Origin of the sequence: Pseudoalteromonas maris, assembly GCF_049257235.1 — a bacterium.
In the GTDB taxonomy this organism is placed as follows: Bacteria; Pseudomonadota; Gammaproteobacteria; order Enterobacterales; family Alteromonadaceae; genus Pseudoalteromonas.
The window spans coordinates 1-15,275 of the sequence record NZ_JBMMUF010000001.1; the positions used below are offsets into that span (position 1 = coordinate 1).

General features: G+C 44.5%; 10 protein-coding genes, 7 tRNA genes and 1 rRNA gene. 4 read left to right on the forward strand and 14 right to left on the reverse strand.

Translation table 11 applies throughout. The annotated features are described in order from the left end of the window. Positions 1-99 (reverse strand): 16S ribosomal RNA (locus tag AAEU32_RS00005); the annotation flags it as partial. A 650-nt stretch (positions 100-749) separates the two neighbouring features. Between AAEU32_RS00005 and AAEU32_RS00010 the strand changes: the two genes are divergently transcribed. Further along, positions 750-2,162: an alanine/glycine:cation symporter family protein gene (locus tag AAEU32_RS00010; RefSeq protein WP_421968508.1), complete on the forward strand. Its 1,413-nt coding sequence runs from the start codon at positions 750-752 to the stop codon at positions 2,160-2,162. Positions 2,163-2,576: 414 nt separating this feature from the next. On the opposite strand, the gene AAEU32_RS00015 is transcribed toward AAEU32_RS00010, so the two are convergent. The 11 genes from AAEU32_RS00015 to AAEU32_RS00065 form a co-directional block, all read right to left on the reverse strand. Beyond that, positions 2,577-2,650: transfer RNA gene (locus AAEU32_RS00015), tRNA-Cys, on the reverse strand. A 35-nt stretch (positions 2,651-2,685) separates the two neighbouring features. Continuing rightward, a tRNA-Gly gene (locus tag AAEU32_RS00020) sits at positions 2,686-2,761 on the reverse strand. A 51-nt stretch (positions 2,762-2,812) separates the two neighbouring features. Further along, positions 2,813-2,899, reverse strand: a tRNA-Leu gene (locus tag AAEU32_RS00025). 41 nt (positions 2,900-2,940) lie between these two features. Beyond that, a tRNA-Gly gene (locus tag AAEU32_RS00030) sits at positions 2,941-3,016 on the reverse strand. A gap of 25 nt (positions 3,017-3,041) precedes the next feature. Then, positions 3,042-3,128, reverse strand: a tRNA-Leu gene (locus AAEU32_RS00035). A gap of 36 nt (positions 3,129-3,164) precedes the next feature. After that, positions 3,165-3,238 (reverse strand) — tRNA-Cys (locus tag AAEU32_RS00040). Between the two features lie 9 nt (positions 3,239-3,247). After that, positions 3,248-3,323: transfer RNA gene (locus AAEU32_RS00045), tRNA-Gly, on the reverse strand. 158 nt (positions 3,324-3,481) lie between these two features. Continuing rightward, positions 3,482-4,033 carry a CDP-diacylglycerol--glycerol-3-phosphate 3-phosphatidyltransferase gene (pgsA, locus tag AAEU32_RS00050; protein ID WP_421968509.1) on the reverse strand — a complete coding sequence of 184 codons (552 nt, stop codon included), beginning with the start codon at positions 4,031-4,033 and terminating at the stop codon, positions 3,482-3,484. A gap of 51 nt (positions 4,034-4,084) precedes the next feature. Beyond that, on the reverse strand, positions 4,085-5,905 hold the full coding sequence (gene uvrC / locus AAEU32_RS00055; RefSeq protein WP_421968510.1) for an excinuclease ABC subunit UvrC: 1,821 nt from the start codon (positions 5,903-5,905) through the stop codon (positions 4,085-4,087). 9 nt (positions 5,906-5,914) lie between these two features. After that, complete coding sequence (gene uvrY / locus AAEU32_RS00060) at positions 5,915-6,565, reverse strand: UvrY/SirA/GacA family response regulator transcription factor (protein ID WP_421968511.1); 651 nt, start codon at positions 6,563-6,565, stop codon at positions 5,915-5,917. A 67-nt stretch (positions 6,566-6,632) separates the two neighbouring features. Next, complete coding sequence (locus tag AAEU32_RS00065; protein ID WP_421968512.1) at positions 6,633-7,784, reverse strand: dicarboxylate/amino acid:cation symporter; 1,152 nt, start codon at positions 7,782-7,784, stop codon at positions 6,633-6,635. A gap of 361 nt (positions 7,785-8,145) precedes the next feature. Between AAEU32_RS00065 and cysK the strand changes: the two genes are divergently transcribed. Both cysK and AAEU32_RS00075 read left to right on the forward strand, forming a co-directional pair. After that, positions 8,146-9,114, forward strand: coding sequence for a cysteine synthase A (cysK, locus tag AAEU32_RS00070; RefSeq protein ID WP_421968513.1), 969 nt, complete (start codon positions 8,146-8,148; stop codon positions 9,112-9,114). 102 nt (positions 9,115-9,216) lie between these two features. Further along, positions 9,217-9,657: a hypothetical protein gene (locus tag AAEU32_RS00075; RefSeq protein WP_421969035.1), complete on the forward strand. Its 441-nt coding sequence runs from the start codon at positions 9,217-9,219 to the stop codon at positions 9,655-9,657. Positions 9,658-9,910: 253 nt separating this feature from the next. Here the strand turns inward: AAEU32_RS00075 and AAEU32_RS00080 are convergent, their stop codons facing one another. Beyond that, positions 9,911-12,187 carry an acyl-CoA dehydrogenase gene (locus AAEU32_RS00080; RefSeq protein ID WP_421968514.1) on the reverse strand — a complete coding sequence of 759 codons (2,277 nt, stop codon included), beginning with the start codon at positions 12,185-12,187 and terminating at the stop codon, positions 9,911-9,913. Positions 12,188-12,424: 237 nt separating this feature from the next. Here AAEU32_RS00080 and AAEU32_RS00085 point away from each other — a divergent pair, with 237 nt between their 5' ends. Further along, positions 12,425-14,275: a M2 family metallopeptidase gene (locus tag AAEU32_RS00085; protein WP_421968515.1), complete on the forward strand. Its 1,851-nt coding sequence runs from the start codon at positions 12,425-12,427 to the stop codon at positions 14,273-14,275. Between the two features lie 60 nt (positions 14,276-14,335). Here the strand turns inward: AAEU32_RS00085 and AAEU32_RS00090 are convergent, their stop codons facing one another. Then, complete coding sequence (locus tag AAEU32_RS00090; protein WP_421968516.1) at positions 14,336-15,127, reverse strand: putative porin; 792 nt, start codon at positions 15,125-15,127, stop codon at positions 14,336-14,338. Positions 15,128-15,275 lie beyond the last annotated feature (148 nt).

Consider the following 15,275-nt stretch of genomic DNA (forward strand, 5'->3'; position numbering starts at 1 on the left):
TCGTCATCTTCTAGCAAGCTAGAAATGTTACCGCTCGACTTGCATGTGTTAGGCCTGCCGCCAGCGTTCAATCTGAGCCATGATCAAACTCTTCAATTAAAAGTTTTTTATTCTCTACCTAATAAAAGACGAAGAATCATGCTCAATGAATTCTGATTTTGATTCTTTCGAATCGAATTGACTGTGCTGAAACAAGTAAACTTGTTTCCGTTGGTCACTCAGTTCATTTGAGACTCTAAATTTATTTGCGTCATCTAGCGAACTAGAATCTGCTGTTAGAACTCAATCTGTACGAGTGCCCACACAGATGATTGCTTCATATTTTTAAAGAACGTTTCCAATTTCTTGGAAGAGAACGCTTTCGCGTCTAGAGGGCTGTGCATTCTACTCAACCCTGATTTGTTGTCAACACTTAATTTTGAGAAAGTTTAAAGTTTCTTAAAACTCAGTTTTACTTGACTCAACCAACTCGTCGTATCGCTTGTTTGTAAGCAGTCCGCCGTGTCGGTGGATGCGCATTATAGGGAGAAACATTTTCGACGCAACCCCTTTTTTTCAAAAAAAATGAAATAATTCCTCACACCGTATTTAGCTACATCTTACACACCTATTTTCCACAATTTTCTGTGTATAACCCTCCTTCAAAAGCAATAATTGAACCCTGTGACTAAAAGTTTTTGCTGCTATGTGCTAGATTGCCGCACGATTTTACACGTCCATCTCCCACTATTAATAAAAGGTGCTTTATTATGACCGACATCGCTAATGCCATTAGCGGCCTTATATGGGGTCACGTCCTTATTTATTTGTTAATCGCTGCAGGCGTATTTTTTACTATCAGACTTGGTTTTATCCAATTCAAAGATTTTGGCTACTCATTTAAAGTTATGTTGTCTAGCCGTGAAGGCGCTGAAGGTGGCATATCTTCTTTCCAAGCGTTCTGTACATCCTTAGCAGCGCGAGTTGGTACGGGCAATATGGCCGGTGTCGCAGTTGCGTTGTACTTGGGTGGCCCTGGTGCCATCTTTTGGATGTGGCTTATAGCCCTTATTGGTATGGCTACAAGTTTTGCCGAAAGTACCCTCGCCCAAGCATACAAAGTAAAAGACGAGGAAGGTAACTTCCGTGGCGGCCCTGCTTATTATATGGAAAGAGGCCTAGGCAAACGTTGGATGGGCGTATTATTTTCCTTGTGCCTTATTTTAGCGTTTGGTTTGGTGTTCAATGCAGTACAGGCAAACTCTATTGCTGCAGCATTTAATGTAGCGTTTGGTGTACCCCATTATGTGATGGGCATCATCCTAGTGTTGGGTTCTGGTTTTATTATCTTTGGCGGCCTAAAAACTATCGCCCGCTTTGCTGAAGTGGTAGTGCCATTCATGGCATTAGCCTATTTGTTATTAGCACTTTATATATGTGCTGTTAATTATGATCAGCTTGCAGGGGTTTTTGTGACCATATTCAACCATGCTTTTGGTCTTGAGCAGGCTGGTGCAGGCGCTATAGGCTATGGCGTTATGCAGGCAATGATCCAGGGGATCAAGCGTGGCTTGTTTTCAAATGAAGCGGGTATGGGTAGTGCTGCCAATGCGGCTGCAACTGCAACACCGAACCCACCTCACCCTGCGTCTCAAGGTTATGTGCAAATGCTTGGTGTATTCATCGATACCATCGTTATTTGTACTGCAACGGCAGCACTTATTCTGCTATCGGGTCAGCTTGAAGCGGGCTCAGGTGTTACTGGTATTGCTTTAACTCAACAAGCCTTAGTAACCCATGTAGGTGAATGGGGCGCTATCTTTGTTGCTGTAGCGATATTGTTTTTTGCCTTCACCTCTATCGTCGCTAATTACTCTTACGCTGAAACCAACTTACTCTTTTTAGAGCATAATCACCAAAAAGGAATGATGATATTTCGCTTATTGGTTTTGGCTATGGTGATGTTTGGCTCGTTGGGTGAATTGAAGCTGGTCTGGACCCTGGCTGATATCTCCATGGGTTTAATGGCAATAGTTAACGTAGTCGCGCTGTTTATGCTCTCTTCTGTGGTAATTTGGCTAACCAAGGACTATCAAACTCAGCGCAAACAGGGTGTGATACCGCGGTTTGATAAATCAAAGCACGCTAAGCTCGCCAAAGAAGTTGACCCTCAATCATGGTGAACATCAAAAGATAATAACTAAGGAGCCCGGCGCTCCTTTTTTTATAGCAATTGTATTATAACAGTGAGCTAGGATGGCGCTGGATAACTAGCGTGATAGCAAGGCTATCATTGTACGTATGTTTTTATTTTACATAGTAAAATTATAACGCGGTGAGCGTGCTATTTAGCCCGCAAAGAAGTGAGTTCATTTAATTCAATTGGTATTTGTGCTCAATATTGGGTGAAAACAACTGGCAACTATCAAGGATAGTGTTTATGTATATTTGAATCTGAACCACGTTGGCTCACAGTGCTGAGCACAGGTAAATAAATGATAGGCAGTGAAAACGCGTAAAGTGATATGTGATTTTTAGGCTGTAATGCCAATAAGCGTCAAGATGTGACTAGATACAGCGCTGGAAAATTATGAAGATGGAGGCGGAACCCGGAGTCGAACCGAGGTAGACGGATTTGCAATCCGCTGCATAGCCACTCTGCCATTCCGCCGTAGGCTTTATATTTTAGCATGAAAAGAGGAAAATTGGAGCGAGTAACGAGGTTCGAACTCGTGACCTCAACCTTGGCAAGGTTGCGCTCTACCAGCTGAGCTATACTCGCGTTCCATATGAGGTTTGCCCTCATCATTCCTATTGACCGAAAGCGCCAAAATGGTGCCCGGGGCCGGACTTGAACCGGCACGCTGTTACCAGCGAGGGATTTTAAATCCCTTGTGTCTACCAATTCCACCACCCGGGCGGATGGACGACTCAAGAGTCATACATGCAAAGCGAAGAAATTGGAGCGAGTAACGAGGTTCGAACTCGTGACCTCAACCTTGGCAAGGTTGCGCTCTACCAGCTGAGCTATACTCGCAATTCCTATTTGACTTAACAGTCAATGGTGCCCGGGGCCGGACTTGAACCGGCACGCTGTTACCAGCGAGGGATTTTAAATCCCTTGTGTCTACCAATTCCACCACCCGGGCATCGGGTTGCTTTCGCATGTGGAAACGTTGAGAAAATGGAGGCGGAACCCGGAGTCGAACCGAGGTGGACGGATTTGCAATCCGCTGCATGGCCACTCTGCCATTCCGCCATCAAAGTTTGGAGCGAGTAACGAGGTTCGAACTCGTGACCTCAACCTTGGCAAGGTTGCGCTCTACCAGCTGAGCTATACTCGCACCTGACAAGAAACGATGCCTCTTGTTTTACTTTGATTGGGCTAGCGCCCTCTCAACACCGACGCATTCTACAGAGATTATTAAACGCGTCAACACAAAAAATATCAGTTTTGAATCGTTTGCTTAATTTTTATCTAAAACGGTGTGTAATTATACATTTAGTCGTCGTTCGCGAACAAACTATGCCTTGCAACGAACAAATATTGAACCATTGAGCCGAAGGTAAGAATGGTCGCAACATACAATAATGCATAGCTAAGCGTAACCATCCAAGGTTCGTACTGCCAAATTAGACCTATAATGGCTAACATTTGCGCGGCAGTCTTTACTTTACCTAACTGAGAGACTGCGACATCGTCACGCTTACCTTGCTCTGCCATCCATTCTCGCAGAGCCGAAATGATGACTTCTCGAGAAATAATAATCACCGCAGGTATCGTCATCCAAATCGTTTGATAGTGACTGACTAACAGCACAAGCGCCGCACTGACCATCACTTTATCGGCGACTGGGTCTAAAAATGCGCCAAAAGGCGTGGATTGGTCAAGTTTACGAGCGAGGTAACCATCTAAGATATCAGTGATTGATGCCAACCAAAATACAAAAGCCGCTGCGAAAAACGCCCACTGATAAGGTAAATAAAAAATAATTAAAAAAATCGGAATTAGGCACAACCTAAAGGTTGTTAACGTATTGGGAATGTTCCACATAACTACTAGGCGTTCTTAGCGTCTTCTTTTTATTAATATTCGCACGAAGGGCTATGCCTTGTCATGCAAATGGTTAAATATCTTTTCAGCCATGGCTTGACTGATCCCTGGAGCTTGGCTTAATTGTTCCAATGTGGCGCTTTTGACGCCTTGCATTCCTCCTAGGTATTTTAACAGTGCTTGGCGACGTTTTTGCCCTACACCACTGATTTCTTCTAGTACTGATTTGCTACGTTGTTTCTGACGTTTATTTCGATGTCCGGCAATTGCAAAGCGGTGAGATTCGTCGCGAATATGCTGAATAAGATGTAGCGCTGGTGAGTCACTACTTAATGACACGGTTTTGCGGCCAGCATCAATAAGTAAGGTCTCTAAACCTGGCTTTCTACTTGTTCCTTTTGCTACACCCACAAGTAATGGCTCTTTGTCAAAAGACCAATCACTGAAAAACTCAACGGCCTGATTTAATTGCCCCTTACCACCATCAATAAAGATCACGTCTGGAATTTTGCTCTCATCGGTAAGTTTGCCGTAGCGCTTTTTGAGCGCAAACGCCATTGCCGCATAATCATCACCCGGCGTGATCCCTTCAACATTAAAGCGACGATACTGAGATTTATTAGGGCCTTGCTTATCAAACACAACACACGAAGCGACGGTATTCTCGCCCATAGTATGACTGATATCGAAGCATTCCATTCGATCGATGTCATCTAAATGCAGCGCTTCTTTGAGTAACGCATAACGCTTATTGATTGAATCTTGTGTGCTTTGTTGAACTTCTAAACTACTTTGCGCATTCTTATTTGCAAGCTGAAGGTACTGAGCTCGCTCCCCACGCTGTACCAAGGATAATTTAACCTTTGAATCTTTAAGTTCACTCATCGCCTGCGCTAACTCTTGTTGCTCAGCAATTTCAAAAGGCAAGATGAGTTCTTTTGCAATTCGTCCTGTCGCACCTGGTGTACAGTAATATTGTGCGATGAATGAGGTCAGTACCTCATCGTGCGAGCTATCTTTGGGTACTTTTGGAAATAGTGTTTTACTACCCAGTACTTTATGGTCACGCACCATTAAAATATGCACGGCGACTATGCCATTACGGCTGCAGTAACCAATTGCATCAAGCTCTGCATGTTTGCCCGACACAGACTGTTGTTCTTGCACCTTACGAAGCAAATGGATTTGGTCGCGAAACTTTGCCGCTTTTTCAAAGGCCAATTGCTCACTGGCCTGCTCCATCTTAGATACTAACTCAGTGATAACTTCATGAGATTTACCACCTAAGAACTTGCGTACAAAAGTAACTTCTTGTTGATAATCTTCGTCACTAATTTTACCCACACACGGCGCACTGCATCGCTTGAGTTGATATTGCAAACACGGACGGCTTCGCGCTTTGTAGTAGCTATCTTCACATTGACGCACGGGAAAGAGCTTTTGCATCAAACGCAGGCTATCTGAAACCGCGCTACTGCTTGGGAAAGGCCCAAAGTATTCACCTTTAATCTTTTGCGCACCACGGTGAAACGCTAGACGTGGATGTGGGTGCTTGGTGAGCAAGATATAGGGATAAGACTTATCGTCACGTAACAAGATGTTGTAGCGTGGCTGATATTTTTTTATTAAGTTATTTTCAAGCAGTAATGCTTCTGTTTCGGTGTTAGTCAGTGTGACTTGGATATTGCGGATATTACGCACCAACACTTGCGTTTTGGTGTCTAATCCAGAGCTACGGAAATAGCTCGACAGGCGTTTCTTTAAATTTTTTGCTTTGCCGACGTATATCACCTGTTCTTGTTCATCGAACATGCGATACACGCCGGGTTCTTCAGAGACTGTCTTTAAAAAATGCTCAGCCGTAAAGGTCATGATGAGTGGTTACAAATCAGTATCGATATCAATCATTTTATGGCGAATCGCCAAATGCGTCAGCTCCACATCGCCATTCACTGCTAATTTTTCAAAAATGCGATAGCGGTAGCTATTTACCGTTTTAGAACTGAGGTTTAACTTATCAGCGATATTCTGCGCCTTCTCACCTTTAGTGATCATCAGCATGATTTGCAGCTCTCTGTCTGAGAGAATTTGGAACGGATTTTCATCGGTACGACCGCTAAACTGCGCCAACGCAATTTGTTGCGCTATCTCAGGTGCGATGTATCTTTGCCCCGAATTAACAGCCCGAATAGCGTTTACTACTTCTTCAGAGCCAGCCCCCTTTGTGAGATAACCATGCGCGCCAATTTGCATCACCTTACTTGGGAATGGATCTTCTGCGTGAACGGTTAAAACAATCACTTTAACATCAGGACAATAACGGCAAATTTTCTTCGTGGCTTCCAAACCACCAATACCGGGCATGTTCATGTCCATCAACACGATATCAGGTTCATGGTGACGACAAAATTGAACGGCTTCCTCGCCTGTTTTAGCTTCGCCAATAACCTTGAAGCCTCGCACATCATCTAAAATGCGCTTAATCCCAGTGCGGACCAATTCATGGTCGTCTACTAGTAATACATTAATCAACAGGAAAACCCTCTTAAACCATGCACTTGTAACGTCCTGTCACAAGTGCACACTTTTGAATATATGCTCAAGCCTCTGTTTTATCAGAAAAACGATCGACCCACAACGCAATGATACCATCACCGGTGACATTACATGCAGTACCGAAGCTGTCTTGAGCTAAATACAATGCAATCATTAATGCGATAGCAGCATCATTAAAACCTAACATGCTAGTTAAAAGGCCCAGTGCCGACATCACAGCTCCGCCTGGAGCACCTGGAGCAGCGATCATGACAATACCCAGCATAAATACAAAAGGTAGCATCTCAGTCAAACTGCCTACCACCATATTGGGTGATAGCGCCATTACTGCCATTGCGCAGGTAACGATGGTAATCGTTGAGCCAGATAGGTGTATAGTTGCACACAAAGGCACACTAAAGTTAGCAATATTTTCCTTTACTCCATTGTTCTTACTCGATTGCAATGACACAGGAATCGTAGCAGCGCTAGACATAGTCCCTAGGGCAGTAAGGTAAGCTGGAAGCATGTTTTTGATTAACTCAAGCGGAGAACGGCCAAGTAAAATACCCGTGCCAACATAAAGTACCGTAAGCCATAGCCAATGCATTAGCAGTGCGATAACAAGTACAACAGCAAATGTTTGCAAGGTCTGGGCTACCGTCCCTGCTACCGTCATGTCCGCAAACACACCCGCAATGTAAAACGGAAGCGCCGGAATAATCACATGACTCAATAGACCATCAATCACGTCGCGACCTTGATCAACTACCGAGTGCAAATCGCTAAGACCACGTTGGCTGATAGCAATACCAAAGGTAAACGCGGTAACAAGTGCTGTCATCACGCCCATCAATGGTGGGATCTCAATATCAATGAAGCTTGTGAGCGCACTCTCTTCACCGCCTGAAAAGCTAATACTTCCAGAAAGCATAGGCGCAGCCCAAATCATAACAAGCGTTGCTAATGTTCCAGCAATAACCGTAGAGCCATATGCAAATCCTACGGTTTTACCAAGGAGATGATTTGCGCCCTTAGGTAGGCCTGCGATACCCGAGCATATAAAGAACAAAATAATCAACGGAATGGTAAAGCCAATCAGCTCACCAATTAAGGTTTTTGCTGTGTATAAAACACGTGCCACTTCATGCGGGGCAAATGCCCCAATGACGATACCCAGAATGATACCGGCAATAAGTTTTAGGATAAGCTTCATCGCCCTTTCCTTGTTATAGTTGTTTTAATGATTCTGTTTTATCATTTTTTTCGCACAAAGTACGCATAAATCAGACGAATACCTAATTGAGAGCGCAAAAAGCAACCGACTTACACTGTCTTGTTAGATTGTCGGGGACAACAGCAGTTCTACAACTCATACATTAGCTGAGTGTTACGCAGATTTACTCTGTCACTCTATGCCCAGTGCATTTCTAATGGCTCTATGAAATCTTGATTTTATTCCTAATGGTTATAAATAATTGGCTATAAGATATAGCCAATCTTTCCTTTAGTTTTATGCAACATAGAGTAAAGTTAGGCCATTATTAATACAGCAGTCACATAGCTAGGTATTGAACATGTCAAAGATTTATCAAGATAACTCGCAGTCTATCGGTAATACACCACTGGTTAAACTCAACCGCGTCACTTCTGGCAATGTGTACGCCAAAATTGAAGCCCGCAACCCGAGTTTCAGCGTTAAATGTCGTATTGGCGCATCAATGATTTGGGAAGCTGAAAAGTCTGGCCAACTCACTCAAGACAAAGAGCTTATTGAGCCAACTTCAGGGAATACGGGTATTGCACTTGCATTCGTTGCTGCATCTCGTGGTTACAAACTTACCCTTACAATGCCAAACACGATGAGCTTAGAGCGCCGCAAATTGCTTAAAGCCCTTGGAGCAAACCTTGTCTTAACCGAAGGTGCCAAAGGCATGAAGGGTGCGATAGAAGCGGCTAAAGAAATCCGCGACAGCAATCCTGAAAAATACATCTTGTTGCAGCAATTTGAAAACCCGGCGAACCCGAAGATTCACTTTGAAACAACAGGCCCAGAAATCTTCGACGCAACTGATGGTGACATCGACTTCTTCGTAGCTGGTGTAGGTACTGGTGGTACTATTACTGGTGTCAGCCGTTACCTGAAAAACGAGAAAGGCCTAAATGTTAAATCTATTGCCGTAGAACCAGCAGACTCACCTGTGATCAGCCAAACCATGGCGGGTGAAGAAGTGAAACCTGGACCACACAAAATCCAAGGTATCGGTGCAGGGTTCATCCCAGGTAACCTAGATTTAGAAGTAATCGACGGTGTTGAGCTAGTAAGCAACGAAGAAGCTATTGAAATGGCTCATAACCTAATGAAAAACGAAGGTATCTTGGCTGGCATCTCATCTGGAGCAGCTGTTGCGGCAGCAAAACGCATCGCAGAGCGCCCAGAGAATGCGGATAAGAAAATTGTCGTTATATTGCCAAGTTCAGCTGAGCGCTACTTAACCAGCCCACTATTTGCTGATCAGTTTAGCGATCAGGAACTAGTACAGTAACAAAGCTAATTCTTTTTTCCTAAAATAAAGGCGCGCTAGCGCCTTTTTCTTTACTTATAGCGCTAAAAATATCATCCTTTAGTACAGTTATTGGAGAATGAACTGTTTGCTATGAGCCGACTACTTTTAATCGTATTAACCCTATTTCTAAGCGCCTGTGGCCAAGATGACAATATCACTGGTGACCCTGATTCACCTGGTTACGTTGCGACCCAATACTTCTATGCCCTTTATAATCACAAAGACTTAGAGCGTGCGACCAAGTATGCTTCACCTAAACTCGCCCGCATCATGCGCTCTTATGGTACGGCATCACAGTTTGCTCGCAATCTCGTCAATATGCAGTTTGATGAAGTAGTCATTGAGCAGGACCGAACAGAAATGAGTATACGCCAACAATTTGGTGACCGAGCCACCATCAATCTAATCTTCACAGGTTATTTTCAGGGTAATAAGGTCGATGACATGCGCAGCGTAAAAATGGTACGCGAAGGCGGAGACTGGATCATCACCGAAATTGTACCCGACCCATTCGGGCGATAGAAAAAAGCCTAACAAATACAGTGTATCTTTCGCGTGCAAAGACTGACGTGCCGAAGCCAAGGTGAACATGACACAAAAGGGCTATGAATCATAAATTCATAGCCCTTTTTCTGCAGATGTGTCTGAGGTAAATTGTGCTTACGCCCTAAGCCATACGAGGGAGCTGTGGGACGGTAGTCAGCTGAAAAACGCCCTATTGATTTGTTATCTAACCCGAAATTCGGCTAGTTACGGTATGACTGTAACGTCACCGTCACTTAAACGCCTCAGGAGAGAATACATCAACCGCTATCACTTGCTGTCGGAGCTCCTCAGCCTTGGTGAGTAAGCTAACCTGCTCGTCATCTAACTTGCCTTTATCCTTGGCATCACTAATGAGTGCAGCCATGGTCAATCCGTTAATTTCTTTTTTACGTTTAAGTTTGTTGAGCACTTTATAGGCGCTGGCGGCGTCATGTTGTGCCTCCAGTGCCTGCTCTAGCACTTTTGTGCCGTTGTTTTCGTCAACGACACACAAATGCGTTAAACGCTCGCGAACAACACCAATTTGTGTCATGTGCTTCGCCACCTGCTGAGCAATTTCGTCTTTTGGCATCTTAAAGTGGTTACCCAATGGCAACACAACAAGACGCAGCGCTGCGCGCATAAAGAAACCACCCACGTTATTAATAAACTCATCAAGCGCTTTAACACTTAGGTATAAACTACGCTCAACGGAATATTGCACAAACGGTAAGTCGGCATGCTGATGCCCTTCATCTTCAAAACGCTTCAATACAGATGAGGCCAAATATAGGTGACTAAGCACATCACCTAATCGCGCAGAGAGCATCTCTTTACGCTTCAACTCACCGCCAAAACGCAGCATGGCAATATCAGAACAAAATGCCAATGCGCGCGAGATGCGCCCCAAGTAACGATAATAATGCGCTGTTGGCCCCGCTACAGGTGAGCTTGCAAAATGACTTCGCGTTAACGCATGAACAAATGCCATAGCACCATTGTTTGCGCTGTAGAGCATATGTTGACACAGTAATGGGTCAAACTCTTTTACCGCTTTTTCACTGTCTTCCATACCTGCGCATAGCATTTCTTTGATCACAAAAGGATGACAGCGAATAGCCCCTTGGCCGAATATCATCAGGTTACGCGTAAGAATATTCGCGCCTTCAACAGTAATGGAAACCGGCGTGCCCATGTAACAACTCGCAAGGTAGTTGGTAGGGCCCATCTGAATACCTTTACCTGCATGAATATCAAGCGCATCGTTAATAGTCTGGCGACCCATTTCAGTCATGTGGTATTTGGCAATAGCGGTGATCACTGACGGGCTGAGTTTTTGGTCAATGGCGGTTGCTGTGAGCACTCTCGCTGCTTCTAATTGATAGGTTAAAGCCCCAATACGCGCTAACGCTTCTTGAATCCCCTCAAACTCAGCAATAGGCACACCAAATTGCTGGCGAAGCGCTGCATATGCACCACTGGTTCGTGCACTTAAATGACCGGTGGCGGTGCTTAGTGCGGGTAGCGAGATACCCCGCCCCGCTGATAAACACTCAACCAACATACGCCAACCATTACCAGCTTGTACCTCGCCGCCGATAATCCAATCAAGAGGAATAAACACATCTTCACCATGGGTTGTACCATTTAGAAAACCCATATTCATCGGCTTGTGGCGATCGCCCGTTTGCACACCGGGATGAGAAGTTGGAATAAGCGCACAGGTAATACCAATGTTCTTTTTTGAACCCAATAATCCATCAGGGTCAAACATCTTAAAAGCCAACCCAAGCACCGTCGCTTTAGGTGCAAGCGTGATATAGCGTTTTGACCAATTTAAACGCAAGCCCAGCACTTCTTTACCGTCATGTTTGCCCTTACAGACTATACCCGTATCTGGGATTGCGCCTGCATCAGAGCCCGCGTCCGGCGCAGTCAACGCAAAGCACGGTAATTCTTCACCACAAGCCAATTTGGGTAACCAGTAATTTTGTTGCTCAAGGGTACCGTAATGAAGCAGTAACTCTGCTGGACCTAGGCTGTTTGGCACCATAACCGTGACCGCAGCACTGAGGCTTTTGGTAGCAATTTTGGCCACAATGGTTGAATTAGCGAGCGCTGAAAACTCTCGACCGCCCTTGTCTTTTGGGATGATGAGGGCAAAAAAGCCCTCATCTTTTAGGTATTGCCATACCTCCTCACTCATATCTTGATTGCGAGTAATTTCCTCATCATTGAGCATGCTGCATAAGGTATTGACTTGGTTATCGATAAAGTCGCGCTCATCTGCACTTAAGCGTGTTGTGGCATATTGGTGTAATGTGTGCCAATTAGGTTTACCACTAAAAAGTTCACCATCCCACCAAATGTCGCCCGCTTCCATGGCATCACGTTCGGTTTCTGATAACGGTGGCAGGGCCTTTTTAAACCAGTGAAACACGGGCCGAGTCACAATATTCATACGAATATCACGCACCGAAAGCACCACGACGATGGCAACGATAATCAGTAAAACTAACCAACTCATTTTTCTATTCCTTGATACTTGTACCTTGCAATCAGTATGGACGAACCATCAAGATTTACAATCATTTGCGTCATCTTGATTGTACCAATTCGTGTCTAATTGCTATCATTTCGCCATCCTTGCAAAAGCACCATGCCTTTGCACTGAGGTGAATGTTTATAACGTCACCAACTGGGTGTGCGCATACGCATTCCTCAGTTAACGCAATAATAAAAGACAACAACAAAAGGAAGACTCATGACCGTTTTACCATTTAAGCCACGCTTAAGTGCCTTGCTTGTCTGCGCCACGTTAGGCTTAGCAGCATGCTCTGAGCAACAGGTGTCAAACGAACAACCAAGCGCAAGTGCAACACAAGCCAAAGTAACAGCGGCTGATGCACAAGCATTTCTAGATAAAACAGAACAAGAACTGACTGCGCTATACCTTGAAGCAAGTCGTGCCGAGTGGATTTATGCCAATTTCATCACTCACGACACGGCTGAGCTTTCGGCTGAGGTCAATCGCAAGATGACCCAAAGCGTTGTTCGCCTTGCTAATGAAGCGGCAAAGTTTGATAACGTAGAGCTTGATTATGATGCTCGTCGTAAACTCGATAAGCTAAAGCTGGCGCTTACCCTTCCTGCCCCACAAGATGCAGAGAAAACAGCTAAATTATCACAGCTTGTAGCTGAGCTAGGTGGTTTATACGGCAAAGGAAAATACTGTAAAGACGATGGTACCTGCTTAAGCCTAGGTGACATGACTGCCAAAATGGCAACCAGCCGCGACTACAACGAACTATTAGATTTATGGCAAGGCTGGCGTCAAGTATCTAAGCCTATGCGTCCTTTATATGAGCAACAGGTTGCGCTGACCAATGAAGGTGCTAAAGAATTAGGTTACGCCGACACGGGTGCGATGTGGCGCAGCAAATACGATATGCCAGCGGATGATTTTGCTAATGAACTTGATCGTATTTGGGGCCAAGTAAAACCTTTGTATGACTCACTGCATTGCCATGTACGTGCCAAGCTTGGTGAAAAATATGGCGAAGATAAAGTGCCTCAAGACCAGCCTATCCCTGCACACCTATTGGGCAACATGTGGGCACAAACATGGGGCAATATTTACGACCTCGTGGCACCTGAAAACGCGGATCCAGGCTACGATGTCACTGAGCTGCTTGCCAAGCACAACTACGACGAAATCAAAATGGTAAAAGGTGCTGAGAAGTTCTTCACCTCAATGGGCTTTGAACCACTACCAGAGACATTCTACGAGCGCTCATTGTTCACCAAACCTCAAGACCGTGATGTGCAGTGTCATGCATCGGCATGGAACATTGATAGCAAAGACGACTTACGCATTAAGATGTGTATTCAACGCACAGGCGAAGAATTCGCGGTGATCCACCACGAGTTAGGACATAACTTCTATCAACGTGCTTACAACACACAACCACTTTACTACCAAGAAAGTGCCAACGACGGTTTCCACGAAGCAATTGGTGACACCATTGCTCTGTCAGTTACTCCGGCGTACTTGAAAGAAATTGGCCTACTTGATGAAGTGCCAGATGAGTCAAAAGACATTGGCTTGTTGATGCGTATGGCGATGGACAAAGTCGCTTTCATCCCGTTTGGTTTGTTAGTGGATCAATGGCGTTGGAAAGTGTTCTCGGGTGAAATTACGCCAGCAGAGTATAACAAAGCATGGTGGGAATTACGTGAGAAATACCAAGGTGTTCAAGCACCTATCGCGCGTAGCGAAGAAGACTTCGACCCAGGTGCAAAATACCACGTACCAGGTAACACACCTTACACTCGCTATTTCTTAGCACATATCCTGCAATTTGATTTCCACCGTAGCTTGTGTGAAATCGCAGGTAATGAAGAAGCCATCCACCGCTGCTCTGTTTATAATTCAAAAGAAGCGGGTGAAAAGCTCAATGCGATGTTGGAAATGGGCTCGAGTCGTCCATGGCAAGAAGCCCTTGCAACCATTACTGGTAAACAAGAGATGGACGCAACAGCAATACTCGATTACTTTGCGCCACTTCAAGCATACCTAGACGAGCAAAACAAAGGCCGCCAATGTGGCTGGTAATGTTTAGCTGATATGTAAAAGCCGCTCAAAAGCGGCTTTTTTATTTATCTATGTCTTGGCTTAGAACTGGGCTGTGACTTTCACGTAATATTGGTCATCATTGCCATAATCAGCGTTATTTGAGTAACCTGCTGTGAGCGCAAAGTTCTTAGTAAAATAGTGTTGTACGCCAAAACCATAGTTTTCGTCATCGCTTATGTGTGCAAATATCGATGTCGCTTCGCTGAAATAGTAATTCGCGCCCAACATCCAATCATTCCCCGCACCTTCAGTATCTAAAATAGTTGCTTCGAGAGCCAGATAATGACCATTTTGTAGCTCAGTAAAATACTTTGCACTAAATTCGCGATAATCCAAGTCATCACCCACACGCGCAGTGAATCCTAGGTAATCAGTCGCGTTCAATTGATGGTTATATTGGCCAGAAACTAAGTACAACTCATCGCTGCCATCGTAGTCTATGCGCTCTAATTTAACGAGCAAATCAGGGTTAAATAAGTAACCAACACTCACTGTGTTGCCATCAAAGTAACCAAAACCATCAAAATCAAATTCTTCATATGATGCGCCGATGACAAAGTTTTCAACGAAATATTCGCCACCTACATTGAAGCCAGAAGTATCATCACCTTCGGCTAATCCACCAAATACGTTTGTGGTTTTATTGATATAGTCGAATTGGTCCCACGGGCCCAAGACCTTTTTGGGGGCAAAGTAGTATTTGCTCTGCATTGAATAATAGTTATTGGAATCAGCGTGAAGGTATTCAAAATCAGTAATTGATTGGTAAGACTGCGCAGCGGCAACGCCCGAGAATAATACTGAAGCAATAGCAAGTGATAGCTTTTTCATAAAAGATGTCCCTATATCTAACAAAAGACAGCGCCATTGGGATATTTTGTCTGCGTTATCACCTGACTTACATAGAATAACTATGCGACGCAGGCTCTGCCTTGCCCAAATCCCCAACAGCTGCTGTAAAAACAAACAGCAAAGGTCA

Excerpts from the sequence above, each read along its gene's own strand:
- AAEU32_RS00065 (WP_421968512.1), bottom strand. The coding sequence starts at position 7,784 with ATGAAGCTTATCCTAAAACTTATTGCCGGTATCATTCTGGGTATCGTC.
- cysK (WP_421968513.1), top strand. The coding sequence starts at position 8,146 with ATGTCAAAGATTTATCAAGATAACTCGCAGTCTATCGGTAATACACCA.
- pgsA (WP_421968509.1), bottom strand. The coding sequence starts at position 4,033 with ATGTGGAACATTCCCAATACGTTAACAACCTTTAGGTTGTGCCTAATT.
- AAEU32_RS00090 (WP_421968516.1), bottom strand. The coding sequence starts at position 15,127 with ATGAAAAAGCTATCACTTGCTATTGCTTCAGTATTATTCTCGGGCGTT.
- AAEU32_RS00085 (WP_421968515.1), top strand. The coding sequence starts at position 12,425 with ATGACCGTTTTACCATTTAAGCCACGCTTAAGTGCCTTGCTTGTCTGC.
- uvrC (WP_421968510.1), bottom strand. The coding sequence starts at position 5,905 with ATGACCTTTACGGCTGAGCATTTTTTAAAGACAGTCTCTGAAGAACCC.
- AAEU32_RS00010 (WP_421968508.1), top strand. The coding sequence starts at position 750 with ATGACCGACATCGCTAATGCCATTAGCGGCCTTATATGGGGTCACGTC.
- AAEU32_RS00080 (WP_421968514.1), bottom strand. The coding sequence starts at position 12,187 with ATGAGTTGGTTAGTTTTACTGATTATCGTTGCCATCGTCGTGGTGCTT.